Source organism: Wolbachia endosymbiont (group A) of Crataerina pallida, assembly GCF_964028475.1.
GTDB classification, from domain to species: domain Bacteria; phylum Pseudomonadota; class Alphaproteobacteria; order Rickettsiales; family Anaplasmataceae; genus Wolbachia; species Wolbachia pipientis.
On record NZ_OZ034785.1, the window covers coordinates 753,851 to 778,884 of the forward strand.

The 25,034-nt window shown below is 36.2% G+C and carries 26 protein-coding genes and 1 pseudogene; 12 read left to right on the forward strand and 15 right to left on the reverse strand.

Annotated features, from left to right (window positions below):
* Positions 1-154: 154 nt before the first annotated feature.
* The gene (locus ABWU55_RS03655) at positions 155-1,291 is read right to left on the reverse strand and encodes a cysteine desulfurase family protein (protein WP_353286541.1); all 1,137 of its coding nucleotides are present in this window, start codon (positions 1,289-1,291) and stop codon (positions 155-157) included.
* Between the two features lie 155 nt (positions 1,292-1,446).
* On the opposite strand from ABWU55_RS03655, the gene ABWU55_RS03660 reads away from it, so the two are divergent.
* Positions 1,447-2,145 carry an alpha/beta hydrolase gene (locus ABWU55_RS03660; protein WP_209473125.1) on the forward strand — a complete coding sequence of 233 codons (699 nt, stop codon included), beginning with the start codon at positions 1,447-1,449 and terminating at the stop codon, positions 2,143-2,145.
* 238 nt (positions 2,146-2,383) lie between these two features.
* Here the strand turns inward: ABWU55_RS03660 and ABWU55_RS03670 are convergent, their stop codons facing one another.
* Positions 2,384-3,058: an ABC transporter ATP-binding protein gene (locus ABWU55_RS03670; protein ID WP_007549198.1), complete on the reverse strand. Its 675-nt coding sequence runs from the start codon at positions 3,056-3,058 to the stop codon at positions 2,384-2,386.
* Positions 3,059-3,097: 39 nt separating this feature from the next.
* Positions 3,098-3,559: a HesB/IscA family protein gene (locus ABWU55_RS03675; protein WP_010081891.1), complete on the reverse strand. Its 462-nt coding sequence runs from the start codon at positions 3,557-3,559 to the stop codon at positions 3,098-3,100.
* Positions 3,560-3,606: 47 nt separating this feature from the next.
* Here ABWU55_RS03675 and ABWU55_RS03680 point away from each other — a divergent pair, with 47 nt between their 5' ends.
* The 3 genes and pseudogenes from ABWU55_RS03680 to ABWU55_RS03690 all read left to right on the forward strand — a co-directional run bounded on the left by ABWU55_RS03680 (position 3,607) and on the right by ABWU55_RS03690 (position 7,312).
* A complete protein-coding gene (locus ABWU55_RS03680; protein WP_070356885.1) occupies positions 3,607-4,806 on the forward strand; it encodes a deoxyguanosinetriphosphate triphosphohydrolase in 1,200 nt (399 codons plus the stop codon).
* On the forward strand, positions 4,806-5,888 hold the full coding sequence (gene ribD, locus ABWU55_RS03685) for a bifunctional diaminohydroxyphosphoribosylaminopyrimidine deaminase/5-amino-6-(5-phosphoribosylamino)uracil reductase RibD (RefSeq protein WP_353286543.1): 1,083 nt from the start codon (positions 4,806-4,808) through the stop codon (positions 5,886-5,888). The genes ABWU55_RS03680 and ribD overlap by 1 nt, the downstream gene beginning before the upstream one ends.
* A 199-nt stretch (positions 5,889-6,087) precedes the next feature.
* Positions 6,088-7,312, forward strand: a pseudogene (locus ABWU55_RS03690) (IS4 family transposase).
* A 173-nt stretch (positions 7,313-7,485) separates the two neighbouring features.
* Here the strand turns inward: ABWU55_RS03690 and rpe are convergent.
* Positions 7,486-8,163, reverse strand: a complete 678-nt coding sequence (gene rpe, locus ABWU55_RS03695; protein ID WP_038198978.1) for a ribulose-phosphate 3-epimerase — start codon at positions 8,161-8,163, stop codon at positions 7,486-7,488.
* Between the two features lie 111 nt (positions 8,164-8,274).
* A complete protein-coding gene (locus ABWU55_RS03700) occupies positions 8,275-8,703 on the reverse strand; it encodes an MJ0042-type zinc finger domain-containing protein (RefSeq protein WP_155968292.1) in 429 nt (142 codons plus the stop codon).
* A gap of 75 nt (positions 8,704-8,778) precedes the next feature.
* Here ABWU55_RS03700 and dapD point away from each other — a divergent pair, with 75 nt between their 5' ends.
* A complete protein-coding gene (gene dapD / locus ABWU55_RS03705) occupies positions 8,779-9,609 on the forward strand; it encodes a 2,3,4,5-tetrahydropyridine-2,6-dicarboxylate N-succinyltransferase (protein ID WP_353286544.1) in 831 nt (276 codons plus the stop codon).
* A gap of 6 nt (positions 9,610-9,615) precedes the next feature.
* Here the strand turns inward: dapD and ABWU55_RS03710 are convergent, their stop codons facing one another.
* Together ABWU55_RS03710 and ABWU55_RS03715 are read right to left on the reverse strand one after the other, a co-directional pair.
* Positions 9,616-9,900: a DUF2610 domain-containing protein gene (locus tag ABWU55_RS03710; protein ID WP_010962783.1), complete on the reverse strand. Its 285-nt coding sequence runs from the start codon at positions 9,898-9,900 to the stop codon at positions 9,616-9,618.
* Positions 9,901-10,272 (reverse strand): hypothetical protein, encoded by a 372-nt coding sequence (locus ABWU55_RS03715; protein WP_022626336.1) that lies wholly within the window; start codon positions 10,270-10,272, stop codon positions 9,901-9,903. It abuts the gene before it with no gap.
* Positions 10,273-10,373: 101 nt separating this feature from the next.
* Here ABWU55_RS03715 and ABWU55_RS03720 point away from each other — a divergent pair, with 101 nt between their 5' ends.
* Entirely contained in the window at positions 10,374-11,423 is a 1,050-nt protein-coding gene (locus ABWU55_RS03720) for a class I SAM-dependent methyltransferase (RefSeq protein WP_209473138.1), read from the forward strand.
* Positions 11,424-11,679: 256 nt separating this feature from the next.
* On the opposite strand, the gene terL is transcribed toward ABWU55_RS03720, so the two are convergent.
* The 3 genes from terL to ABWU55_RS03735 all read right to left on the reverse strand — a co-directional run bounded on the left by terL (position 11,680) and on the right by ABWU55_RS03735 (position 16,871).
* Positions 11,680-13,131 carry a phage terminase large subunit gene (terL, locus tag ABWU55_RS03725; RefSeq protein WP_265023704.1) on the reverse strand — a complete coding sequence of 484 codons (1,452 nt, stop codon included), beginning with the start codon at positions 13,129-13,131 and terminating at the stop codon, positions 11,680-11,682.
* Positions 13,132-14,502: 1,371 nt separating this feature from the next.
* Entirely contained in the window at positions 14,503-16,077 is a 1,575-nt protein-coding gene (locus tag ABWU55_RS03730) for a penicillin-binding transpeptidase domain-containing protein (protein WP_006280388.1), read from the reverse strand.
* On the reverse strand, positions 16,032-16,871 hold the full coding sequence (locus ABWU55_RS03735) for a polysaccharide deacetylase family protein (RefSeq protein WP_065106681.1): 840 nt from the start codon (positions 16,869-16,871) through the stop codon (positions 16,032-16,034). The genes ABWU55_RS03730 and ABWU55_RS03735 overlap by 46 nt, the downstream gene beginning before the upstream one ends.
* Before the next feature lie 122 nt (positions 16,872-16,993).
* Here ABWU55_RS03735 and ABWU55_RS03740 point away from each other — a divergent pair, with 122 nt between their 5' ends.
* The 4 genes from ABWU55_RS03740 (at position 16,994) to ABWU55_RS03755 (ending at position 20,878) form a co-directional block, all read left to right on the forward strand.
* Positions 16,994-18,502, forward strand: a complete 1,509-nt coding sequence (locus ABWU55_RS03740) for a YifB family Mg chelatase-like AAA ATPase (RefSeq protein ID WP_095742738.1) — start codon at positions 16,994-16,996, stop codon at positions 18,500-18,502.
* An 83-nt stretch (positions 18,503-18,585) separates the two neighbouring features.
* Positions 18,586-19,035 (forward strand): hypothetical protein, encoded by a 450-nt coding sequence (locus ABWU55_RS03745; protein ID WP_264329516.1) that lies wholly within the window; start codon positions 18,586-18,588, stop codon positions 19,033-19,035.
* Positions 19,036-19,283: 248 nt separating this feature from the next.
* The gene (gene ftsZ, locus ABWU55_RS03750) at positions 19,284-20,480 is read left to right on the forward strand and encodes a cell division protein FtsZ (RefSeq protein ID WP_010962790.1); all 1,197 of its coding nucleotides are present in this window, start codon (positions 19,284-19,286) and stop codon (positions 20,478-20,480) included.
* A complete protein-coding gene (locus ABWU55_RS03755; protein WP_007549395.1) occupies positions 20,480-20,878 on the forward strand; it encodes an EVE domain-containing protein in 399 nt (132 codons plus the stop codon). The genes ftsZ and ABWU55_RS03755 overlap by 1 nt, the downstream gene beginning before the upstream one ends.
* A gap of 33 nt (positions 20,879-20,911) precedes the next feature.
* Here the strand turns inward: ABWU55_RS03755 and ABWU55_RS03760 are convergent, their stop codons facing one another.
* Together ABWU55_RS03760 and ABWU55_RS07840 are read right to left on the reverse strand one after the other, a co-directional pair.
* On the reverse strand, positions 20,912-21,091 hold the full coding sequence (locus ABWU55_RS03760; protein ID WP_353286581.1) for a hypothetical protein: 180 nt from the start codon (positions 21,089-21,091) through the stop codon (positions 20,912-20,914).
* 15 nt (positions 21,092-21,106) lie between these two features.
* Positions 21,107-21,238: a hypothetical protein gene (locus ABWU55_RS07840; RefSeq protein WP_255322244.1), complete on the reverse strand. Its 132-nt coding sequence runs from the start codon at positions 21,236-21,238 to the stop codon at positions 21,107-21,109.
* 24 nt (positions 21,239-21,262) lie between these two features.
* Between ABWU55_RS07840 and ybeY the strand changes: the two genes are divergently transcribed.
* Both ybeY and ABWU55_RS03775 read left to right on the forward strand, forming a co-directional pair.
* The gene (ybeY, locus tag ABWU55_RS03770) at positions 21,263-21,715 is read left to right on the forward strand and encodes an rRNA maturation RNase YbeY (RefSeq protein ID WP_266408984.1); all 453 of its coding nucleotides are present in this window, start codon (positions 21,263-21,265) and stop codon (positions 21,713-21,715) included.
* An 86-nt stretch (positions 21,716-21,801) separates the two neighbouring features.
* Positions 21,802-22,590 carry a succinate dehydrogenase iron-sulfur subunit gene (locus ABWU55_RS03775; RefSeq protein WP_264378091.1) on the forward strand — a complete coding sequence of 263 codons (789 nt, stop codon included), beginning with the start codon at positions 21,802-21,804 and terminating at the stop codon, positions 22,588-22,590.
* Between the two features lie 3 nt (positions 22,591-22,593).
* On the opposite strand, the gene ABWU55_RS03780 is transcribed toward ABWU55_RS03775, so the two are convergent.
* The 3 genes from ABWU55_RS03780 to ABWU55_RS03790 are packed head-to-tail and all read right to left on the reverse strand — an operon-like array spanning position 22,594 to position 25,024.
* Positions 22,594-23,730 carry a hypothetical protein gene (locus tag ABWU55_RS03780; protein ID WP_353286545.1) on the reverse strand — a complete coding sequence of 379 codons (1,137 nt, stop codon included), beginning with the start codon at positions 23,728-23,730 and terminating at the stop codon, positions 22,594-22,596.
* Between the two features lie 42 nt (positions 23,731-23,772).
* Positions 23,773-24,552, reverse strand: coding sequence for a GNAT family N-acetyltransferase (locus ABWU55_RS03785; RefSeq protein WP_006280097.1), 780 nt, complete (start codon positions 24,550-24,552; stop codon positions 23,773-23,775).
* Positions 24,542-25,024, reverse strand: coding sequence for a phosphatidylglycerophosphatase A (locus tag ABWU55_RS03790; protein ID WP_006279290.1), 483 nt, complete (start codon positions 25,022-25,024; stop codon positions 24,542-24,544). Before ABWU55_RS03790 ends, ABWU55_RS03785 begins: the two co-directional genes overlap by 11 nt.
* Positions 25,025-25,034: the final 10 nt, after the last annotated feature.

Consider the following 25,034-nt stretch of genomic DNA (forward strand, 5'->3'; position numbering starts at 1 on the left):
GTCATAAAGGAACCAGTGTCAGCTACTTGGATGACAGCTAGCCTAACAACCGTCATCCCGCTGCTTGTTAGCGGGATCTAGAGATACCGCGGGGTTGTAAAGTAATTTTTTACATCTAATGCTCGGCCAGTGCCTGCATGATACCACGTATTATCTATACCAAGGTGTTCTGCTTGTAGATATTATACCAACAATCCACTATTTTTTTTATGTCTTGTGGTTTAGTTTCTGGACCTATACTGATTCTAATTGAACACTCTGCTTGCTCTTTTGTTGCCCCCATTGCAAGCAAAACATGGGAAGGCTCAACTTTTCCAGAAGAACATGCGGAGCCATTACTAACTGCAATATGATTCAAGTCAAAATGCATAAGCTGCACATCACTCTTTACTCCTGGCATATAAATAAAACTTGTGTTTGGCAGCCTCTTAGAGTTTTTACCGAAGATTCTTATGTCACTGGCAAGATTTAATAATTCACACTCTAATTGATCACGTAGCTCCTTTACTTCATCCATTTTTGATAGAAGGTCTGGAATATTTTGCAGTGCAGCAGAAAGGCCTGCAATCGCAACAATATTTTCCGTACCACCACGAAATCCCTTCTCTTGTCCACCACCTATTATAATAGGTTCTATCGCAAGTTCTTTATTGAATATTAAAACTCCACTGCCTGCTACACCGCCAAATTTATGGGCGGATAAAGTGAGTAAATCCACTCCTAAATCTTCCATATTAACTTTAATTTTCCCAACACTTTGAGCAGTGTCAGTGTGGCAAATTGCTCCAAACTTGTGTACTATTTTAGCCATTTCCTCAATAGGTTGAATAACTCCGGTTTCGTTATTTGCCATCATAACTGAAACTATTGCTTTGTTTCCTTTAAGTTCGCTTAGAATTTTTTCTAGCTCTAAAAAGTCAACAATGCCCTCCTGATTAACAGGTATTATATATGGATTACATGCAGAATTAAGAATTGAAGGATGCTCTATAGCTGAAATTATATGCAGGTAGCCTGCTATTCCTCTCATAACAAGGTTATTCGCTTCAGTTGCACCAGACGTAAAAACTATTTCTTTATCACTTGAGACGCCAATAGCACCACGTACGTTATCTCTTGCATCCTGAAGAATCTTCCTCGCTTCTTGTCCTCTTTTATGTAGTGATGATGGATTGAGCGTTTGTTTTAACAAGACCTCAAATATACTTTTTTTTACATTTTCACTAATTGGAGCAGTTGCATTGTAATCAGCATATACGCAACCACTATTTTCTAAAGAGAATGGACTCATCTGTCACTTAAATAAGTTTACCATCAACTATAGCCATAACTATGTACGTTAGCTTTAACACGATAAAAAATTTATTGCAAAAACAGCGAAATTAATACATAATTAATAACTCACGTCATCAATACCTGTCAAGCGGGTTCTTATTAGGAGTTACCATGGTTGAAGTTTTTTTAAATAATGCAACAAGAAAGATAGAAGGTGAATACCACCAAAGCAAAGATGCCAACGCGCCGGTTGTGCTGGTTTTACATCATCATCCTCAATATGGTGGTAATATGGATAGTAAAATTGTACATAGTACATATACGTCTTTTATCGATAACAATTTTTCTGCATTGAAAATTAACTTTCGTGGTGTGGGAAAATCTACCGGAACTTTTGATAAGGGTATAGGAGAATTAACTGACGCTGCGGTAGCCATTGATTGGCTTCAGGAACATAATCCTAGCAATGTTCCAATTTGGATCGCTGGTTTTTCTTTTGGAGCATGGGTGGCTATGCAGCTAACAATGCGCCGCCCTGAGATAGTGGGTTTTATTGCTCTTTCTCTTCCGGTAACTAAGTACGATTTTTCTTTTCTTTCTCCCTGTCCAGTTTCTGGGCTTATAATACAAAGCAGTAATGATACAATCTCAGAAGAAAGCGATGTAACAGAATTAGCAAAAAGGTTGATAAATTCAGTAAGAAGTGATCACATGAAATACTATATAATAGATGATACTAATCACTTTCTAAAGGATAAAGAAGAGGAAGTGACTCAAATCGTGGACAATTATATAAAACTGCGCTTGAATAGTGCAACTATTTCTTCTCAAAAGGTCAAAAAAGAGGTAAGGGTAAAAGAATATGCCTAATCTTTACAAACAAGAGAAATGAGTGTAGTAATATAAATGAAAAGGTTTTGTTATGTTTAAAAAGCTATTATTTCTTGTTTTAGCTGTGTTTATGTTATCGGGGTGTTCCCTAAGTAAACAGCGTAAGTTAAAAAGTCCGTGTATAAAAAGCAATGAAAGCATTTCATGCGAGTTGTACTCTGTTAATGATCATTGGTTAGATAAGTATAGGGCATAGAAATTGTGCTATTTTTCCTATTCACAACTTCACTAATGATCGATCTCTCAATTGGAAAATGCAGTCTGCCTTTTCTGCAAGGAGATGATTGTGTGTTACTATAAGCATAGAGCTGTTATTTTCCTTTACGTATGAATGTAGCAGTAAAAACACCTTAAAAGAATTTGTTGGATCTAAATTTCCTGTTGGCTCATCTGCAAGTAAAAGCTTTGGAGAATTTACAATGCTTCTTGCAATTGCAACTCTCTGCCTTTCCCCACCCGAAACTTCAGATACCATGCTACTTGCTTTGTTTTCCAGACCAAATTTTTCCAACATTGCTTGCGAATTTTTTTTTGCTTCAGCTTTGCTTTTTCCTGCAATGAGTTGAGGAAGCATAATATTTTCCAACACCGATAACTCTTGTAACAAATAGTGAAATTGATAAACAAAACTAAGAAAATTTCTTCTTACATGAGTTTTATGCTTATTACTGGCTTGTGTGCAATTTATTCCATCTATCGTAACTATACCTGAAGTTGGCTTGTCCAACAAGCCTGCGATTTGCAATATAGTTGTTTTCCCTGCACCTGAATCGCCAATCAGCGCTACTACTTGCCCTCTTGTGACACTTAAGTTGATATCCTTTACAACAGCAGAATTGTTCTTGAAGCTTTTATCTACGGAAGTTAGTTCTAGTGCTACATTACCACCCATGTTTAAAAGATCCAGAAGGCATCTAAGTTTTAGTAATAATTAAACCGAAAAACTGTTACCACAACCACATTGAGACTTAGCAAAGGCATTCTTTATTTGAAAACCAGAACCACTGAGATCCTCAGTATAATCTATAACTGAGTTATTTAAAAATTTTGCTGAACAATTATCAACCATTAATACAGGGTTTCCATTTTCATCATTAATTACTATATCTTTACCTTTTTCGCTAAAACTGGAGTGGCTTCTATAGTCCTCACTTTCTTCATAGTCATCATCTTCGTCTTCGTCATCAAACTCATCATCGTAATCATCGTCTTCATCATCCAAAGATAGATTTTTATTCATTTGATCCATAAGAAAATTGTATTTGAAGCCAGAACATCCACCACCTGAAACTGCAACCCGTAAAATGGAACTCTTATCCCCTTCCTGCTCTGCAAGAGAGTGGATTTTTTTTAGTGCATTATCAGTTAAGTTGATGTTGTAATTTGTTGACATAGTAACCACCGTTTATTATTGATAACTTATTATAGTAGAAATTTTACATGTCAAACAATAATTTTCTATTAAATTATGCATGTTTTCCAAGCAAAACAAAAGGGAGATACTTCAAAGAGCCAGAAGATGAGAATCGCAGCTGCTTTCAGCGTGATAGGGACCGTATCATTCACTCTAATGCGTTTAGAAAATTGGAGTACAAAACACAAGTTTTTATCAATTATGAGCACGACTACTATCGCACTCGGCTTACTCATAGCCTTGAAGTTGCACAAATTGCAAGGTCCATTGCGCGTAGACTTGGCTTAAATGAGGATATCACTGAATGCATAGCGCTCGCACATGATCTTGGTCATCCTCCATTTGGTCATGCAGGTGAAGATGCTCTAAAGAAATCAGTTCAAGATTTGAATCTTGATAACGAGAAGTATGAGTTTGATCATAATGTTCAAGCTATAAGGATTTTAACTTACCTCGAACAAAAACATGCTGATTTTGATGGTATGAATCTAAGTTGGGAGGTGATTGAAGGAGTTGCAAAACATAACGGTCCCTTGCTTGGTCAAAACGCGGAGTCTTCTACAAATAATCAGCTGTTATTAGAATACAACAAAAAATATGATCTAAAACTTGAAGAATTTTCAAGCATTGAAGCGCAAGTTGCTTCAATTGCCGATGATATTGCTTACAGTGTTCACGATCTTGATGATGCACTCAGGGCGAATTTAGTAACCATCGAAGATTTGCTGAATGTTCCTTTAATTGAAAAAATGTTTAAAGACATAAGGAGCAGATATTCAGAATTGCCTCAGAGCAAACTCATACATGAATCACTGAGTGGAACTATAGGAACTATGATAAGTGATGTTGTTTCTCAGACTGAAAGAAATATTGAAGATCACAAAATAAAAAGCGTAGAAGACGTAAGAAGTCTAAATAAAATGCTAGTCACATTTTCACCAGAAGTTGCGAATGCTACAAAAGAAATGAAAAGATTCAACATGGAGAAAATATACAGAAGCTATAAACTGAGTAGAACGATGAACAAAGCAAAACGCATAATACAGGAACTCTTTCAATGTTTTTATGAAAACCCAGGATTACTTCCCACAGAGTGGAGCAAACTCGCTTGTGAATCTCAGCGTTCAGTAATAATATGTGACTATATCTCAGGTATGACAGATAGATTTGCTATACACGAGCACAGAAGAATTTTTGATACCTCATACGAAATGACTTCTTTCTAATGACTGATGATCATTTCATGTCAATTGCATTAAGGCTTGCAGAAAAAAATCTTGGAAATGTTGCACCAAATCCTGCTGTCGGGTGTGTTATTGTAAAAGATGGTACAATTGTTAGTGAGGGATATACAGGGATTGGTGGGCGTCCGCATGCGGAGGTAGTCGCTTTGCAAAACGCTAAAGATTCAACTCATGGCGCAACTATATATATCACTCTTGAGCCATGTTGTCATCACGGAGTCACGGGGCCTTGCACTGCAAAAATCATAAAAGCTGGCATAAAAAGAGTAGTAATTGCAACTATTGACCCAGATAGTAGAGTTTCAGGCAGAGGCATGAAAGCTCTGAAAGAAGCAGGAATTGAAGTTGAGCAAGGTATTATGCAAAAAGAGGCAAAAGAACTGAATGTCGGTTTTTTCACCACTAAAGAATTACATAGACCATTTATAGCTTGCAAAGTCGCAACAACTCTTGACGGAAAAATCGCAACATTTACAGGCGATAGCAAATGGATAACAAGTGAAAATACGAGAAACTGGGTGCATGAGCTCAGAACGAAATATGATGTAATTATGATCGGCAGCAATACTCTTATTAATGATGATCCACTCTTAACTTGCAGATTACCAGGACTCGGAAGTAGATCGCCAATAAGGCTAATTATAGATAGTCAAGGGAGATTAAAGGAAGAGCATAACATTGCAAAGACTGCAGACAAAGTAATAACTTGGGTCATCACAAATAAAGAAGTAGAGAAAAAAATAAAAAACATTAACTACTTGAAAGTCAATTCAAACGATGCAGGCAAAGCCTGCCTAAAGGACATGGCATTAAAACTTGTTTCAGAAATCGGTATAACAAGGTTATTAGTTGAAGGTGGAGGAGTGTTAATCACAGAACTATTAAAGTGTAATTTAATCGACAGGTTGATAATATGCCGCAGTGGTAAAATTTTAGGCAATGATGCCACTCCTTTTGTAGGAGATTTAGGGATTCAATTCATTAACAACTGTTATCAGTTTAAAAAAACAAAGATAATAGAGTTTAGTGAGGATATAGTTGAGGTTTGGGATAGGTCGTCATAATCCTTACATACTCAAACAGTAAAAAAAAGGTATCCGTTCAGCCAATGGCGTCAACTTAAGGAAAAATATCAGCGATAGTGTATAAAATTTCTCTCTAAAACTTTTACCATTAAATTATCCAGAAGCCGCAGGAAACAGCACTTTTGTTTCTATTTTATTTCAACAAAGAAGTTTAAAATGTGTCCTTTTTAGGTGAAACATGCAAAAAGGAAAAAATTTTATTCTACAAATTAAAAATATAATATACTCGAAAGCTTTTCAGAGAATCCATTGTGTTGGAAAAAACAGTTTTACACGAACAAGAAAACTTCCTTTTTCGACAGTATTTTCTATGATTTTAAAGTTAGTTAAAAAAAAGTTTGGGAATAGAATGTGAACTTATGGAGCCATTGACATGTACCCTCAAAGCAAGCTTTTTCTAAAGCAAGATATAAGATTTGCCATACAGGCTTTCAAGAATTTAAGCATCCAAACAGCCTATCAGGATGAACCTGAGTTGGAGAGGCTATAGACTTATTGCAGCAGATGGTTCTGGTATGAGATTACCCAGCTCTGAGGAAATTGCATCCGAGTTTGGCCGCTTTAAACCAAATGGAACAACAGGCACAATGCCACCATTGGCAAGAGTTTCTTTGTTTGTTGATTTGTGTACTTCGCTGATTTGTAGTGCTCGTCTTGCGGCTTGGAATATAGGTGAACAAACGTTGGCGGAAGAGCAATTACCCGAAGTTATCACTCAAATGCGTTCATTAAATCAAATTATTTATCTATGATCGTGGTTATCCTTCAGTAAAATTCATTCAGCAGCATTATGATTTGGAAGTAGATTTTATTTTTCGCTTGCAAAAAAGAAATTATAGCAAGCTATGGGAACGCTGGCGAATTAGATTTCGATTTTATATTAGAAAATGAAAAGCTAAAAAATAAAATGAAAGGACAGAAAGTAAGAGTTATAGTGCTGACATTAGCCAACGGAGAAACAGAGGTATTGATTACTTCACTTTTTGACCGAGTAAAATTTACTTTGGAAGATATCAGCAAAGCTTATGTGTTAAGGTGGCATATAGAGGAGTGCTATAAACGACTCAAAATAGGTGCAGAATTAGAGAATTTTTCTGGCGTAAATTTAGAGGCTGTATTACAAGAATTTTGGGCAAACTTAGTCATGTGTAATATATTGTCGCTTCATATGTGTGATGCACAAGGGCCTTGGAATCCAGATCAAATTGCTGAGTATCGTTTAAATTTTTCAGTTTTATTTGGTGTAATGAGGCAGAAACTCTATCAGGTACTTATTGCGCCAAAAAACTTTCAAGCCCTTTTTAAGTATACGCGCTAAAGTTAAAATCCGACCAGGACGATTGTATAGCCGCGATAAGGTAGATAAGCCCAAACGCCATCATGTCTTTAGGAGAGTTTGCTAATGGAGGCTCTTAAGTTGACGCCATTGCCTGAACGGATACAACCCAAGAAAGGTTTTTCTACGTCATACCGCCGCGGTATCTCAGCATAGATTCCGCTAACGAGTAGCGGAATGACGAATTTGTTGTTTTTCAAATTGTAGGTAAACCTAAGCCACTTTAGCTATATAGGATTACTACGATGGATTTTTAAGATAGTTTATGGCCTTCTTAATATCTTCAGCCTTGAATATCGCCGATCCCGCAACTAAAATATCTGCACCTGCTTTTATTATATCAGCTGCGTTAAAAAAGTTAATTCCACCATCTACTGAAATTTGTGTTTTAAGGTTACGCTCTTGTATCATTTTTTTTATAGTAGATATCTTGTTCAACTGTGAATGAATGAATTCCTGCCCTCCAAAGCCAGGGTTGACTGTCATAATCAGCACAATATCTAGCTCATGTATTATATATTCAAGCACACTTGGAGAAGTTGAAGGAACAATTGAAACTCCAACTTGAATCGGTTTTTTTTCGTCGTTTACATTTTTGTATGACTTTATCTTTCTTATCAACCTCTCAAGGTGTGTCTCTGCTTCTGCATGTACAGTGATAATATCAGCACCAGCATTTATAAAGCTTTCAATGTGGTTACCAGGAGATTTGACCATTAAATGCACATCAAAAGGAAGATTGCTATATTTACGTATTGCAGAAACAACGCTAGGACCAATTGTAATATTTGGAACGAAATTCCCATCCATAACGTCTATGTGTATGTAATCCACACCTAAATCGCTAATTTTTCTTACTTCTTCCCCTAATTTTGCAAAATCTGCTGAAAGTATAGAAGGTGCAATTTTAATACTCATGAGCTGCCTTTTTTGCTAAAAAATAACTTATTTTTAAAACTCTGTCACCCTAATACTATGCGCACCATCTGAGTAGCTATAGAAACTGGATACTGATATCGGTATGCCTATTTAACTAGATCTTAAATTAGATAAAAAAAGGTAGTCTTGATAAAACTTATTTACAGCAAGTTTTTTTACATTTGGACTTTCTGTTTGTTCTTTTTTGTACCCTAATTTATAGCTTATTGAATCCTTGTATAAACTGATCGTTTTGTATGCTTTGTTCATCTCTCTAGGAAAGATGCCGTTAGCAATTACGACGCATAACCCTGTAGCTGTTGCAAAAGCTAGAGTGGTAAATGCTAGATTTTGTAAAAAATTCCTTCCACTAACTTTTTTTTCCTGTATATTAGCAGAGTGCTGTTTGTTTGACACTTCTTCTAGATATTCATACCATATGTGATTGCAGTTCGTACATTTTACCTTTCTTCCAGATGCACCTATTTGCTCGTGAGATACTAAATAAGTCTTAGTACAATTATAACATTGTATTTTCATAGTACTTACGTATAAAGTAGTAACAAGCTTAAATGATACAGAGCTACAAATTTAATATCAATATATATATAACAAATGGAAGGTTTGCAACTAAAAAAAGCACAGAGTGAGATAGAAGATATTTGGAAAAATAGAGAAAAATTTAATGACTGTAATCTAAAGAAAACAGCAAGAATAGCAATTAAAGAGGTAATTGAGCTCCTTGATAGTGGCAAAATTAGAGTAGCAGAAAAGCTATCAAGTGGAGAATGGGTAGTACATAAGTGGATAAAGCAGGCAATATTATTACATTTTCTCACTGAAGAAAGCAAAATAATAGACAATACCAATTGCTGGTTTGATAAGATCGGTAACAAGTTTAGTGAATGGAATGAGGAGAAATTTCGCCAGTTAAAAATTAGAGCAGTTCCTGGGTGTTTTGTCCGCCGATCTGCTTATATAGGTACAAATGTTGTTCTAATGCCAAGTTTTATCAACGTTGGTGCATATGTTGATTCAGGAACAATGATAGATACCTGGTCAACGATTGGTAGCTGTGCGCAAATAGGAAAAAACTGCCATATTTCCGGTGGAGTGGGAATAGGTGGAGTCCTTGAGCCTATTCAAGCTTCACCTGTCATTATAGAAGATAATTGCTTTATTGGAGCACGTAGCGAAGTGGCCGAGGGTGTGGTAGTGAGAGAAGGATCAGTCCTTGGCATAGGCGTGTTTATTGGGGCATCAACAAAGATTATTGATAGAGAAACTAGCAAGGTATTTTACGGCGAAGTGCCACCTTATTCTGTAGTGGTACCAGGGTCTATTCCATCTAAAAATAATATTTCAACCTATTGTGCAGTCATAGTAAAAAAAGTGGATGAAAAGACGAGATCGAAAATCTCTATAAATGAAATATTGAGGGATTAAACTATCTTACTCCTTGTCGTCACTTTTTTTATCATTATTACTAACCACAGTAATGGCATACGCGCATAACTCTGAGAAAGAGACTCCATTTTCTTGAGATAGTTTATATAATTTTTGTAGACTTTCTTTTACTTTATTAGGAATATTCCCTCCACGTTCTTTTACAAGCCAGGAATCTTGATGATGAATTGGATGAGCATCACTTTTTGGATTTCCTATGTATATTGCAAAAGGTGAACTTTGTCCTTTGAAGTCACATTGTACAGTAAATTTTTTTATAGATTCAGCCATCTAAAGACCTCTACTTTTCTTTTTGGTCGATTTTATAGCAGGTGGAAGAGGTGGTTTCTTTATAAAATCTTGTCTATTGACAACACTTTCTCTACCTTCCAAAGCTCGGCGAACATCAGCTCTGCTTAATTGCGACTCTTTTGCTACCTTCATTCCATGCTTTGCCATAATATTAGCACATGCTAGTACTTTTTTTACCAATTCTAGATCACCATTTAGCATTTGAACTAGCACTTGAAACACTTCCGCTAAAGTTAGCCCATCAGCATTTATAACCTTGTTTTCTATAAAATTGACAGCTTCTTCAAATTTGTATTCAATACTATCATCTTGAGGTATAAGGGCAACATAATCGGTGTTTTTGTCGTCCATAACTGAAGCACTATTACTCACAAACTTAAGTTTATACTATATATATAAATACTCTACTATTTTATATTATGGCACGCTATAGTTAAACATTTATTAATAACATGCTCACTTATATACACGAATTAATTGACAAAAGTCAAGGATCAATATCCATCAGTGATTTCATGAATGCCGTTTTGTACCATGAAAAATACGGCTATTATACAAGTAAATTACCGCTTGGTAAGGATGGTGATTTTACTACCGCACCTGAGATCAGCCAATTATTTGGTGAAGTAATTGCAGTTTGGATAATGCATACATGGGAAAAATTAGGAAAGCCATCAAAATTTTCTCTAGTTGAACTTGGGCCAGGCAAAGGAACACTCATTCACGATATAATAAGAGTCACTAAAAAATACAGCAGCTTTTTTAATTCAATGTTGATCCACTTAGTTGAAATAAGCCCTACTTTACAGAAGATACAAAAGGAAAAATTAAAGGGTTTAGGTATTAATTGGCACAAAAATATTGACAACCTACCAGAACAACCAACCATTTTTTTAGCAAATGAGTTCTTTGACGCTCTTCCGATAGATCAGTTTGTATATCATGATGAGGGGTGGTATGAAAATATGGTGACAAAACAAGATGATGGCAGTCTCTTGGTGTCATGCCAGTGCGTGACACTGGAATCCAGAAAAAAAGAATCATGGATTCCAGTGTCAGCTACTCAGATGACAAATGGAAAATTTTTTAATGGTGCAGTGGTGGAAATATGTTCAGTTGGGGTTGAAATATTAAAAAAACTTGAGAAGAAGATATATAATAATAAAGGAGCTGCTTTGATTGTAGATTACGGTTATGTATACCCCGCATATAAGAGCACTTTGCAATCGATAAAACAACATAAGTATGCTAATTTTCTTGAGAATGTTGGTAATAGTGATATTACCGCACTTGTGAACTTTCAAGCGTTAAGAGATCCATTAAAGCATGTAGATTGTGAGATTTTAACTCAAAGGGAATTTTTATATCTTTTTGGCATAAAAGAAAGAACCCAGGCTTTAATGAAAAGCGCAAGTGATGAACAAAAGAATAGGATCTTTAGTGAATTCTTAAGGTTGACTGAAAATATGGGCACTCTTTTTAAAGCAATGCTATTGATATAGCTAACCCAAGAAAGGTTTCCCTACATCATACCGCCGCGATATCTCAGCATAGATTCCGCTAACGAGTAGCGGAATGACGAGCTTATTGTCATGCTGCCGCGAACCGTCATACCGCCGCGGTATCTCAGCCGCTAACAAGTAGCGGAATGACAACAATCCTACGTCATACCGCCGCGGCGCTAACAAGAGATCCCGCTAACAAGCAGCGGGATGACGGTTGTCTCCTAGCTGTCATCCCAGTACTGGTAGACTCAAATCACAATGCTCGTATAGCTGCAACCCTGGAGGTACTGTTTCTCACCCACTGCAAATATTGCACGGTACTGTCCACTTGGTCGTCGTGGCGCGTTTCAGGAAACATTAAAATCTCATACTCAAAATCGTTCAGCCATACTGCTTGATGTGGCAGAAAAACCTTGCCAGACTCTATAATCGGAACAATTTGATGAAATCGAGTGAGCTTGTCATCATGTGGCACTATTTCAATAATCGGTAAATCACTGTTTGTCTTTAGCTCTTGCACCAATTGCTGACCACTCGTTTTTGCTTCAATCAAAATTGCGTGTGGTGACCATCTTGCAGCTAGTGACAAAACCTGTTCTTTAAGCTTTGGATACTCAAGCTTTGCGCGATATACGTCGAGTAAATAGAATTTATTATCTATTTTTGCCCAGGTGGTGCAGACACTAAAGTTGCTCATGTTACTTGTTGAAACCGCAGTATCCCAACTTTGTGTTATATGCGAGAGATTATCAGGAAATTTTTTATAGCGTTTCAACCACTCTGGTTTAATTATACCACTTGAAAGCGGCAGAGGGTTTTGTTGATATTGAGCAGCAAAAGCGTAACTCCCAAGTTCAGCTTTTATTATCTCAACTTCTTCTTTTCCTCCATCGAGGGGATATAGCAACTGACCTTCTTCTCTTGAATATAATATCCTTACAGGTGACGCTGGTTTATTATATAATCGCCTGGTCGCACAGTGCTGAGCTACTCGGATGACAGGAACGGGAGGCATTGGCTTTTTGATTGAATAAATAACCTGCTTATTTTCAGAAATCATTGGCAAACAAATATGATGCCATATGTTTTTTGGCTTGGAGAGAAGGTGTCCAGTTAAGTCCTCCTGGTGTAGCCTGTGCATTACAAGAACGATGACTCCTTTTTTTCTATCGTTCAGCCTGGTTACTAAAGTCTGATCAAACCAGTTTGTGGCACGCTTTCTAAGCGTTTCACTCAAAGCTTGAGCAGAACTGAGCGGATCGTCCACAATGATAAAATCACCACCTTCACCAGTTAGTGTTCCACCAACTGATGTTGCGATTCTGTATCCTCTCTGCACTGTTTGAAATTTATATTTTGTATTCTGGTCTTTGGATAGTTCTATCTCTGGAAATAGCGCTCTATACCAACTAGACTGCATCACGCACCTGGTGTCGAGCGAGTGCTTTTCGCTGAGCCGCTGAGAATAACTTGCAACTATTATTCTCGCAGTTGGTTGGTTTCCCAGTATCCATGCGGGCCACGCAACGCTTATGCACATGGACTTCATCGAGCGCGGAGGCATATTGAATATTATTCGTTTCACTTCACCAGCGCTCGCTGCTTCCAGCCTATCTGCTATGACTTTTATATACTGATAATCGTTATACTCACACCCCGGCACTACCGTTTGAAAGCACAGTTCAATGAATTTTAGAAAGTTCATGATATAATGTTGAAACCAACGCGTGACGCTGGGATGACAAAAAAAGGAGCACTGGAATGACACCTTACTTAACCGTCATACCGCGATTCATTCGCGGTATCTCTTAACATAGATCCCGCTAACACGTAGCGGGATGACGAATTACTTAACCATCATCTACACCGTCATACCGCGATTCATTCGCGGTATCTCAAAGCATAGATCCCGCTAACACGTAGCGGGATGACGAATTACTTAACCATCATCTACACCGTCATACCGCGATTCATTCGCGGTATCTCTTAACATAGATCCCCCTACTATACCTTAACATAGATCCCGCTAACAAGCAGCGGGATGACGAATTACTTAACCATCATTACACCGTCATACCGCGATTCATTCGCGGTATCTCTTAACATAGATCCCCTACTATACCTTAACATAGATCCCGCTAACAAGCAGCGGGATGACGAATTACTTAACCATCATCTACACCGTCATACCGCGATTCATTCGCGGTATCTCTTAACATAGATCCCGCTAACACGTAGCGGGATGACGAATTACTTAACCATCATTACACCGTCATACCGCGATTCATTCGCGGTATCTCTTAACATAGATCCCCCTACTATACCTTAACATAGATCCCGCTAACAAGCAGCGGGATGACGAATTACTTAACCATCATCTACACCGTCATACCGCGATTCATTCGCGGTATCTCTTAACATAGATCCCCTACTATACCTTAACATAGATCCCGCTAACAAGCAGCGGGATGACGAATTACTTAACCATCATCTACACCGTCATACCGCGATTCATTCGCGGTATCTCAAAGCATAGATCCCGCTAACACGTAGCGGGATGACGGTTGTTGTTTAGCTATAAATATTAAGAAATTTACCAAATGAAAAAAAAGGCAAAAGAATCCCCGTGGTTATTATCCGCTTTAAAATATTGGCGTTTTTTATGTTTTAAACGCTTGACAAGCGAGATTCAGCCGCTTTTAATTGCAACTAACCTACGCTGCAAATGTTTAAGAAATTTACTAAGCAGAAAAAAAGACAAAGAATCCCCGAGTTAGCTAGTCTTTTACTATCTCTGTCGAGTATTGGCATTTTTTGATGTCTTGTAACGCTTTATAAGCGCGTTCAGCTTATTTAGATAAAAATCTAGATGTAGATGAAGTTTTGTAAAGACATACAGTATCTATATACTGCAAAAAATTGAACATAAGACGCCGATACATTAAGTAATCCTTACCTTTTAATCTGCAGATTGGCGAAAGCAAATACAATAGCTTCACTATCATGATAAGGGCGCTGGCGAAGGGTGTCAAGTAAGTTTTTTCGTTTCTATTCCCAATAAAAGTTTGTTATATGGTTATGCAAGAAGTTTAATACTCATAGTTTCAAGCATATACTGAAATATTTCATTAGCAATTGCAACATCTTGGCGTGGGGCTTTGCCGTGTTCTATAAACACAGAGATTGCATAGCGCGGGTTATGGTAAGGGCCATAAGCGATAAATAACTTATGACTTTCACCCTTAGAGTTTATCTCTGGTGTACCGGTTTTACCGGCAATTTGTATACCGCTTAGCCCTTTCTTATAGGTTCCAGTTTTAGAATTCACCACATCAAACATAGCTTTTCGAACTATGCTAAGATGCTCACAATCCACATCAATATCGGGAAAATCTTGTATCGTTTCATTCATCTTAATGCGGGGAATTACCTCTTTTCCTGTTGCAATCCTCGCTGCAAGAACTGCAAGCTGTAGTGGTGTTGTAAGCATATACCCTTGTCCTATAACTAAGTTGATAGTGTCACCTAAATACCACTGCGAATATAGCTTTCGTGTACGCCAATCTCTATCTGGCAACAACCCTGGAGCTTCTTCTTTAAACGTTCCAATCAGTGGCCCACTTCCAATACCAAATTTTCTGGCCATTTCTACTAGAGAGTCTACACTTATTTTTTTCCCTATATTATAAAAGTAAGTGTTGCATGATAATGCCATTGCCTCATTTAAAGATACATACCCATGGACTTTGCTTTTCAGACAACGAAATTTCCGCTCACCTATTTTCATATAGCCCTTGCACGAGAATTTCTCTTCTGGTGTTATTATCCCGTCTTTTAAACCCGCAAGCGCAACTATTACTTTAAATATTGAACCAGGTGGAATTTGATATGATAACGCACGATTCACGAGCGGCAATGAAGGAGCATTCAAGCTCTCCCAAGTCTCATTTGATAGCCTGCTAGCAAAAAGATTATTATCGTAAGAAGGTGAATTATATAATGCTAAAATTTCTCCATTATTTACATCAATTACCACTGCGGAGCCTTGGTGATCTTTAAATACCTCTGCGGTTTTCTCTTGCAGATTAATATCAATTGTCAGTTGTACATCTTGTCCGTCTTGTTGTGGTATGCTTGATAATTCTTTTATGACGCGTTTTTTAGAATTTATTTCCTGCTCAGATTTTCCTGACTTGCCTTTCAATATATGATCATATGTATATTCAATACCGCTGATTCCTACTTCGCTTATGCCTTGCTGTCTTTTTGTATATCCGATTACATGAGAACACATTGAACCAAACGGGTAATAACGTTTATAAAGAGCAGTTATTTTTTCTGACGATTTTGCTATTTTAGACTCGACTTCTGATAATGTCTGCAAATCAACTTCCTTACCAGAACCATCAAACAAAACAACATACGAAATTTTGTTTACCGCAAGTTCAATGCTATTCCTATCTAAAATTTTGCCCCGCTTAGGCATAATAGTAGCAACTCTTATTCTATTACTATTAGATAGTGCTTCGTACTTTTGTCTGTTTCGTATTTGTAAATTATATAACCTGCAACTAAAAACCGCAGAAATGGTAAGCTGAATACCACCTAATATGAATGCTCTGCGGTTAAAGACTTTGTTTTTTGTCCACATAACATTCCTTCAAAACACACTTTTTTCCCCTCTTTTATTGTTACACTTCTGGCTTTTACCGTATTACAAACCCTTTTTTCCCACTCACTTAAGGTCACAAACTTATAACCTGATTTTTTTAGTATTTTAATAATATGAGGTAAAGCTTCAATTGTGTTTGACCTGTTATTGTGATCATGAAACAGTATAACTGCTCCATTATGTACATTACTTAAAACTCTTTCAACTAAAGTTTCTGGCTTATCACCTTGCCAATCTAGCGAATCAACTGTCCATAATATTGAATACATATTTAATTGATCAGTATTTTCAATCAGATTATCGTCATAACATCCATATGGCGGACGAAACCATTTTACATCTTGTTTTATTGCATTTTTAATTGCTGTATTTGTCTTTTCCAATTCTTGCAATTGTTCCTCACTTGAAAGTGATGTCAACTTCCTATGCGACCAAGAGTGATTGCCTAACTCATGACCTGATTCATGAATTTTCTTTACTATTTCAGACGTTTTTTCATTTATACGTTCACCAAGCACAAAAAATGTTGCTTTTGCTTCATAGCTTTCCAGAACATTAATAATATCGTTTATTCTATTGTTGGAAGGTCCATCATCAAACGTAAGCGCAACAAACTTATCGTCGTTATTCAATAATTTTTTTATATTACTTAAATTTCTATATGATAGATCTAGATTACAACTGAGCCCACAGTATGGTAAATTAAAATTACAATCACTACAAAAAGCCGTACTTGAATATAGTAAGAAAAAAGTGATTATCCTTATAAACATTTGTAATCAGCAAAGTGATAGAATACTACACTTTTTTGCTAAGTTAAGCCATCTTTAATTGCTGTAGCCTTTACTTCATCGCTTCTTTAATATATTGTATTAACAATTTTATATAATATATTATGATTGCAAATATAAATACCGTTGCGCTTCAGGGAATTAGCACAGTAAATGTCAATGCACAAATTCATATGGCAAATGGTATTCCAGCTTTTAATATTGTTGGATTGCCAGATAAAACTGTTGCGGAATCCAAAGAACGCATCAGAGCAGCGTTAAATTCAATCAATCTACTACTACCTCCAAAAAGAATTACAGTTAATCTCTCCCCTGCGGATTTACTGAAAGAAGGTAGTCATTATGACTTGGCTATTGCTATTGGACTACTTGTTGTAATGAATGTGATACCAGTTGAAAAAGTTCAGTCTTATATCATTATGGGTGAGCTTGCCCTTGATGGCAGAGTTATTCCAGTTTCAGGAGTGCTGCCAACAGCGATCAATGCAAAACAGGCAAATAAAGGAGTAATTTGCCCAAGGGGAAATGGAGTAGAGGCTTCATGGGTAAAGAATGTTTCAATTCTAGCTATAGAGAAATTAACTGATATTATCAGACACTTTAAGGGTGAGCAATTAATTCAGCCAGTAATTTTTAAATATAGTGATGCACCCAAAGAAAAAAGATTGGTTCCCGATATGAAGGATATTAAAGGCCAAGTTGTTGCAAAAAGAGCAGCTGAAATTGCAGCAGCAGGTGGGCATAATATGCTTCTTGTTGGCCCTCCTGGTACTGGAAAATCAATGCTTGCTAAGCGCTTTATAGGATTGCTGCCTGATTTAACCGAACAGGAGATGATTGATGTTAATATTATTTCCAGCATAACAAAAACTGGTAATGAAATATTCAAAGTAACTCGCCCCTTTCGTGAACCTCATCACTCATGTTCCATGCCAGCAATGATAGGAGGAGGAAAGAATGCAAAACCCGGAGAAATTACCATGGCTCACAATGGCGTGTTATTTCTTGATGAGCTACCTGAATTTCCAAGACTCGTGCTTGATTCTCTGCGCCAACCACTTGAAGATAGAAAAGTTACCGTTGCAAGGGCAAATGCTCACATAACCTACCCTGCCAATTTTCAACTGATAGCTGCAATGAACCCTTGCAGGTGCGGTTATTTAGGTGATGCAAGCAGATCGTGCAACAAAGCTCCAAAGTGTGGCACAGATTACAAAAACAAAATATCAGGCCCATTGCTTGATAGAATAGACATATGCATTGAAATGCCAAACGTTAGCATACTCTCTCCTGAAATCTCTGTGGAGGGAGAAAGTACTAAAATTATAAGAGAAAGAGTGATAGCAGCAAGAAAAGTTCAAACTGAGCGCTATAGTGAATTAAATATTCGTTGCAATTCAGAAGTAAGCGGTGAAGCATTTAATAAATTTACTGAACCAGATCAGGCAGGGTTAGAATTGCTAAAATACGTACTGAAAGAAAATTACATTTCCAATCGAGGCTACACACGCGTATTAAAAGTTGCAAGAACTATTGCAGATCTTGCAAAAAGTGAAGAAGTAAAAAGAGCACACATTGCTGAAGCGCTCAATTACAGAATAAAGGTATATTAAAAAATTAGTTTACTTGACAGGCAATTTTTTTTACTATATGCTTCCTTAATGAAATTTTAACATTCTATTTAAGGAGTAGAGTTATGGCATTAACAAATTATGAGTATAGAAAAGAGGATGGCATTTTTCATGCTATTTCAGAAGGATATATACAAGCTGAAAAATACTGGGGAATTCCTGGTGCTGCTGGTGGAGCTGGTCAGTACGCTATGCATAATAAAGGGAGAACAGCATTATTTCCGCTTGCAGTTGCAAGTGTTGTCTTTACAGCAATGCATATGAAAGCAGGCTTTGTTAGTGCAGCAGAAGCTTCTGGGTTTCTTGCTAAGACTGCCAGTTACTTTGTTGGAACAAATCAAGCAATAGCTGCTTCATTACCTGGATTTATCGGAACAGGTGTTGCTGGTCAGATAGTTGCGGGTGCCATAATGGCAATTGCTGCAGTTGCTGCTGTTTATGGAACATATCAAGTTGCCTCAAAATTAAAAGATGTTGCAGTTGAAGCATTGAAAGGGAAAGATCAGACAATATAATAATCTTCAACAAAATAAAAAGGGATAGGTTTCTGTCCCTTTTTATAAACGTTTTCTATTTTTTGCATCGGTTAAGTGATGTCATCTAAGAATCTAGTTATTATAATTAACGGCACTTATTAGTATAAATGTTAAGAATAAGTAAATCCCGTTTACTATTTACGCCTATAGAAGTGAAAAGTATTTGCATATTATTAAAAAAGCGGTAACTTATTATCAAGTGAATTCGCTAAATTTGAGTAATTTAAATGTCTATTGATCTTAGTCTGCCGGAGTTGCCTATATTACACCCAAGGATTACCGTTGTGGGAGTGGGTGGTGCTGGTGGAAATGCTGTGAATAACATGATCCAATCTAATTTGCAAGGAGTGAATTTTGTTGTCGCAAATACCGATGCTCAAGCACTAGAAAAGTCGTTATGTGATAAAAAAATTCAGCTTGGCATTAATTTAACTAAGGGGCTTGGTGCTGGTGCTTTGCCTGATGTTGGCAAAGGTGCAGCAGAAGAGTCAATTGATGAGATTATGGAGCATATAAAAGATAGTCATATGCTTTTCATCACAGCAGGAATGGGCGGTGGTACTGGAACCGGTGCAGCACCGGTAATTGCAAAAGCAGCCAGAGAAGCAAGAGCCGCAGTTAAGGATAGAGCGCCAAAAGAAAAAAAGATATTGACTGTTGGAGTTGTAACTAAACCGTTCGGTTTTGAAGGTGTGCGCCGTATGCGCATTGCAGAGCTTGGACTTGAAGAACTGCAAAAATACGTGGATACACTTATTGTCATTCCAAATCAGAATTTATTTAGAATTGCAAATGAAAAAACTACATTTTCTGATGCATTTAAACTTGCTGATAATGTTCTGCACATTGGCATCAGAGGAGTAACTGACTTGATGGTCATGCCAGGGCTTATCAATCTTGACTTCGCTGATATAGAAACAGTAATGAGCGAGATGGGCAAAGCGATGATCGGCACCGGAGAGGCAGAAGGAGAAGATAGAGCAATTAGTGCTGCAGAGGCTGCAATATCTAATCCATTGCTTGATAATGTATCAATGAAAGGTGCGCAAGGAATATTAATTAACATTACTGGTGGCGGAGATATGACTCTGTTTGAAGTTGATGCTGCAGCCAATAGAGTGCGTGAAGAAGTAGATGAAAATGCAAATATAATATTTGGTGCTACTTTTGATCAAGCGATGGAGGGAAGAGTTAGAGTTTCTGTTCTTGCAACTGGCATTGATGGTCGCAATAATAAATCAGAAACTTCACCTATAAGTCAGAGCGAAGACTCAGAGAAAGAGAAATTTAAGTGGCCATATAGTCAAAGTGAAAGTACACAAGACAAAACACTGGAAACAAAACCAGCTGAACAGGTAAGCGAAGGAGCTAAGTGGGGCAGCAATATCTATGATATACCAGCTTACTTAAGAAGAAAAAAATAATGCAATTTTGGCTACTTAAGTCAGAGCCAAGTGAATACTCATGGCAAAAAATGGAAAAGGAGCAGGTAGTTGAGTGGGATGGTGTGCGCAATTATCAAGCTCAAAATTACATGAAAATTATGAAAGCAAGCGATCTTGCGTTTTTTTATCATACAGGTAAAGAGAAAGCAATACTTGGAATCGTTGAAGTATTTAAAGAGTATTATCATGTTAATGATCCCAAGTTCGGATTAGTGAATGTAAAGTTTTTGAAACCTTTAAATAACCAAGTAACGTTAAATAATATAAAACAAAACCCACTTTTGAAAAATATGACTATATTAAAACAACCACGTTTATCAATTGCCCCAGTTTCGGAAATTGAATGGAATGAAATAATAAGGATGAGTGATGTGTAATACTTGTCATTTCAGTTCCTAAATGATGTCATCTCAGCACACAACGCACAGCTGTATGAATATTTGTCTCGAAGGCAGTGCATTAAACGTTATAGCCGATTTTGCATCAAACACAAAGGTGTCATTCCAGTGCTTGACACTGGAATCCAGCGTTAATGCAACCACATTAAAGCCGTTGTGTTTTAATATAAGATTAGCTACTTTTATATTCACTAACTTGATGTCTAATCAAAATTCCTGGATCCCAGTGCCTAGACACTGGGATGACATCCTTCTAGTGTACAATATTCGTACAGTTGTGTACATGACACAAGGGTCTATAACTCTTCTTTTTTGGATTCCAGTGTCAGCTATTTGCATGACACCCTTACTGATGTGTCACTCATGTTAGAAGTAAATATTCTTGACAAGAAATGGTGCAGCATTATAGAAAATCCTAAAAATTTTGTATTAGGTGTCATCAATGCTTCTCTAAAAGAATTAAAAATAGACCACTATAAACCAAATATATCAATAGCTCTGGCTGATGATGACTTGCTACATCAACTTAATTTAAAATTTAGAGAAATGGATAAGCCAACTAACGTACTATCATTTCCGTATGAACAATTGTCTAATGAGTGCGATTTAGGAGACATAGCAATTTCAATAGACACAATAAAAAGAGAATCGCATGAGTATTATATACCCATTCTTGCTCACATTGCACACATGTTAGTGCATGGATTACTGCATTTACTTGGTTATGATCACCAAAAAAAAGATGAAGAAATTATAATGAAAAATCTAGAAAGAGAGATTTTAGCTTCGCTTGGCTACAATATGTGCACGATTTAAAAGGAATTTAATAAAAATATAGTAGATGATAATAAAATATGTTATCTACAAAGGGTTTTAGCTATAAACAATAAAAGGTAAGTGATATGGTTCAGTTTTCTTTGCCAAAGAATTCTAAAATTAATCAAAAGGGCAAAATTTATCCTATTCCTGCTAGAGCAAAAAACATCAGAAGATTTCAAATTTACCGTTGGTCTGCTGATGACGAGAAAAACCCTAGAATAGACACATTTTTTATTGATATGGATAATTGTGGCCCTATGGTACTTGATGCATTAATAAAAATAAAGGATGAAATAGATTCGACTTTAACTTTCAGACGTTCTTGTAGAGAAGGCATATGTGGATCTTGTGCCATGAATATTGACGGAACCAATACTCTTGCATGTACTAGATCTATACATGATATAAAAGGTGACGTAAAAATATATCCATTACCTCACATGTATGTAATAAAGGACCTAGTCTCGGATTTGAGCCAATTTTATGAGCAATACAAATCAATTAAACCTTGGTTACAAGCAGATAAGCCTGCCCTACCAAATAAAGAATACTCTCAATCTTCTGAAGATAGAAAAAAATTAGATGGCTTGTCCGACTGTATATTATGTGCTTGCTGTTCGACTGGTTGCCCAAGCTACTGGTGGAATAGTGATAAATTTTTAGGACCAGCAATACTATTACAAGCTTACAGATGGATTGCTGACAGCCGTGATAATAAGACAGGTGAAAGACTTGATGTTTTAAACGACCCATTCAAGTTGTATCGTTGTCATACAATAATGAATTGCACAAAAACTTGTCCTAAAGGACTTAATCCAGCAAGAGCAATAGCGAAAGTAAAACAGCTCATGGTAGAGAGAGAAGGAGTTTAAGTATTATCTTTTGCATTCTTCGTAAGAGAACAGCAAACCTTCCGAAGCGTAGGGTATTGTTAATACCCTGAACGCTTTTCCGTTTGTGAAGTGCATCGTATCATCGTACGATTCAAATAATTTTTTGAACAACTCATGTCTTTGGTTACTAATAGTTTGAAAATCCTCTTTTTCTAAAAGCTTTTTAGATTCGAAGAGGTAAAGCATAACTTCGTGATAAGTTGGGTAAGATGCCAAAAATTTTGGGTCAAATTGAAAGGTTTTTATAAAAGCATTATTATAACATTTTAGCTTTTGATTCTTACTATATATTACTATAGCAACCGGTAACCTCTCAAGCAAATTTTTCTGTGTAGCTAAATAACTGTTTAATTCAGTATATAATTTCTCTGCATCACTAACATCTTTCCCATACATTACTATGCTACCAGAACCTTGTATTGGAATTTTAACAAAATCGAAAACCTTAGGTTCGTTCTTATAAGTTATGACATGTCTTCCTGGTTTTGTGCTATGAGCGCTACCGGTAATAGCAAATTTCTTAGAACCATCTACATATTTATCATAAAACAAGTTATAAAATTCCACCTTTCTACTCTTGTTATATCTTAGTATTGGAAATGGTAAAGAGTTGAAAACGTTTTTATAGCTCTCCACTTCCTGTGTAAGCTTACTATTTTCTAACTCAAGTCCGTTAGCCTTTATCTTACAGTCTGAGACATTCCTTATCCATAACAGTACACCTATCACATTGTTAGAATCATCTATTATGCTTCTACCGTAACATATGCAATAAACCTCACTGTCTTTTGACTTTAAATCTAGAGTAAAAGATTTATTTATTTCCTTTGCTTCAACAAAATTTTTGATTAAGCTTTCTGATTGCTCAAAAAAATTCACAAACTCATTAAATGAGTAAAAAACAGTATTAAGCAAAATTAGTAAATTGGGAGAGAACTTTTCTATACGTTTTTTTGCATCCCAAATATAAAACCCATCATTCACAGTATCAATTAAATTATTTATGATAACATTTTGATGCTGTAAGTTCTTAATCTTATTACTAATTTTTAATTTAGAATAAGAGAGAAAGAATAATATTAGAATCAATATTAAAACCACTTCATACAAAAAAAACATAGCACTTTTAAAACAAATGTAAAAATTTGTAACCGCTCAGAATTATGCTGAAGAGGTATATAAGTAAAGATTGCCTAACATTTGAAAGCCCAATCTCTTATAAAGGTTCACAGAAGATTTCATACAATGTGCTACTATATATTTGCATTCAAGCTGTTTAGCTATCTTTATTCTTTCTAAAACCATTTGGGTACCTATTCCACGATTCCTGTAAATTGGTAAAACTCCATCACTATAAAAACCAGCTACGCTGTCTTGAACATAAAGACCGCATGTCCCAATAATTTCATTATTTAGTGTTACAAGAAAAAATCTTAATCTTGAGTTCTTATCATCATAATTTGATAATCCGCGAAAAAATGTGCTGACAATTCCAACGCCATGATAAAAAATTTTAGAAGTGTGTAGATCTAACTGTTCTAAGAGGTTGCTACCATTCACAGCATTTAACCTCAAGTTTGGAATAACATCAGCAGGTAAAAAGTAATTTTTCATATTAAGTAAAGCTTTTTTTGGTGTGCTAACGTGTTTTATTTCACACTTTTCTAAAATATCTCTTATTTTCATATGTGAATTTATTACCCATGTTGCTTCTATATCTCTTGTTCTGAGATAATCTAGAGTTTTTTGTATAGAAAGCTCGGTACATTGATCTCCACAGAACACAAAATTAAATAATGACTCCCTGGTACCATTTATTGTAAATATGATGTTATCAAATTCATCGTGTACTTCCCACTCAGATAAATTCGCTGTGTACAGTATATAATCCTTTAGATTTTGAACAATTAAGCTTGAATAATAAATTTTTTTATCCTGCATACACCAACAATAAACAATAAAAGGCTCCTATAAGAACACAGGCTAAAATTGCAGCTATAACGTCATCTAGCATAATACCTAAAGGACCTTTGGTATTTTTATCGATTAAATTTATAGGCCACGTTTTTATTATATCAAAAAACCTAAAAGAAAAAAAGCACAACAACAATGAAGAACAATTCATCTCTTGGCTTAACAATATCGAAACTAAAAGTATCGTCAGCAATTGACCAACCACTTCGTCAATTACTACCTCTTTTGGATCACATGAAGTCTTGTAATGTTTTATATAATTACCTGTAGACCATAATCCAATTAAGAATAAAAAAGAAATAATTGCTGCACCTAAAATTTTGTTGCTCAGGATTACAGGAACAAGCGGAAAAGAAGCCAAACTACCCACAGTACCTGGCATTTTTTTTACTGTTCCAGACAGCCACCACGTTGATATTAATTTATATAAAAATTTCACAATATATCCA

What these genes read in the sequence shown, in the direction of transcription:
- ybeY (WP_266408984.1), top strand. Translation starts at nt 21,263, where the DNA reads ATGTTAGAAGTAAATATTCTTGACAAGAAATGGTGCAGCATTATAGAA.
- ABWU55_RS03735 (WP_065106681.1), bottom strand. Translation starts at nt 16,871, where the DNA reads ATGTTTATAAGGATAATCACTTTTTTCTTACTATATTCAAGTACGGCT.
- ABWU55_RS03780 (WP_353286545.1), bottom strand. Translation starts at nt 23,730, where the DNA reads ATGTTTTTTTTGTATGAAGTGGTTTTAATATTGATTCTAATATTATTC.
- ABWU55_RS03715 (WP_022626336.1), bottom strand. Translation starts at nt 10,272, where the DNA reads ATGGACGACAAAAACACCGATTATGTTGCCCTTATACCTCAAGATGAT.
- ABWU55_RS07840 (WP_255322244.1), bottom strand. Translation starts at nt 21,238, where the DNA reads ATGCAAATAGCTGACACTGGAATCCAAAAAAGAAGAGTTATAGACCCT.
- ABWU55_RS03670 (WP_007549198.1), bottom strand. Translation starts at nt 3,058, where the DNA reads ATGGGTGGTAATGTAGCACTAGAACTAACTTCCGTAGATAAAAGCTTC.
- ABWU55_RS03655 (WP_353286541.1), bottom strand. Translation starts at nt 1,291, where the DNA reads ATGAGTCCATTCTCTTTAGAAAATAGTGGTTGCGTATATGCTGATTAC.
- ABWU55_RS03730 (WP_006280388.1), bottom strand. Translation starts at nt 16,077, where the DNA reads ATGTGGACAAAAAACAAAGTCTTTAACCGCAGAGCATTCATATTAGGT.
- ABWU55_RS03675 (WP_010081891.1), bottom strand. Translation starts at nt 3,559, where the DNA reads ATGTCAACAAATTACAACATCAACTTAACTGATAATGCACTAAAAAAA.
- ABWU55_RS03740 (WP_095742738.1), top strand. Translation starts at nt 16,994, where the DNA reads ATGATTGCAAATATAAATACCGTTGCGCTTCAGGGAATTAGCACAGTA.
- ABWU55_RS03660 (WP_209473125.1), top strand. Translation starts at nt 1,447, where the DNA reads ATGGTTGAAGTTTTTTTAAATAATGCAACAAGAAAGATAGAAGGTGAA.
- rpe (WP_038198978.1), bottom strand. Translation starts at nt 8,163, where the DNA reads ATGAGTATTAAAATTGCACCTTCTATACTTTCAGCAGATTTTGCAAAA.
- ribD (WP_353286543.1), top strand. Translation starts at nt 4,806, where the DNA reads ATGACTGATGATCATTTCATGTCAATTGCATTAAGGCTTGCAGAAAAA.
- ftsZ (WP_010962790.1), top strand. Translation starts at nt 19,284, where the DNA reads ATGTCTATTGATCTTAGTCTGCCGGAGTTGCCTATATTACACCCAAGG.
- terL (WP_265023704.1), bottom strand. Translation starts at nt 13,131, where the DNA reads ATGAACTTTCTAAAATTCATTGAACTGTGCTTTCAAACGGTAGTGCCG.
- ABWU55_RS03755 (WP_007549395.1), top strand. Translation starts at nt 20,480, where the DNA reads ATGCAATTTTGGCTACTTAAGTCAGAGCCAAGTGAATACTCATGGCAA.
- ABWU55_RS03785 (WP_006280097.1), bottom strand. Translation starts at nt 24,552, where the DNA reads ATGCAGGATAAAAAAATTTATTATTCAAGCTTAATTGTTCAAAATCTA.
- ABWU55_RS03710 (WP_010962783.1), bottom strand. Translation starts at nt 9,900, where the DNA reads ATGGCTGAATCTATAAAAAAATTTACTGTACAATGTGACTTCAAAGGA.
- ABWU55_RS03775 (WP_264378091.1), top strand. Translation starts at nt 21,802, where the DNA reads ATGGTTCAGTTTTCTTTGCCAAAGAATTCTAAAATTAATCAAAAGGGC.
- ABWU55_RS03745 (WP_264329516.1), top strand. Translation starts at nt 18,586, where the DNA reads ATGGCATTAACAAATTATGAGTATAGAAAAGAGGATGGCATTTTTCAT.
- ABWU55_RS03700 (WP_155968292.1), bottom strand. Translation starts at nt 8,703, where the DNA reads ATGAAAATACAATGTTATAATTGTACTAAGACTTATTTAGTATCTCAC.
- dapD (WP_353286544.1), top strand. Translation starts at nt 8,779, where the DNA reads ATGGAAGGTTTGCAACTAAAAAAAGCACAGAGTGAGATAGAAGATATT.
- ABWU55_RS03720 (WP_209473138.1), top strand. Translation starts at nt 10,374, where the DNA reads ATGCTCACTTATATACACGAATTAATTGACAAAAGTCAAGGATCAATA.
- ABWU55_RS03680 (WP_070356885.1), top strand. Translation starts at nt 3,607, where the DNA reads ATGTCAAACAATAATTTTCTATTAAATTATGCATGTTTTCCAAGCAAA.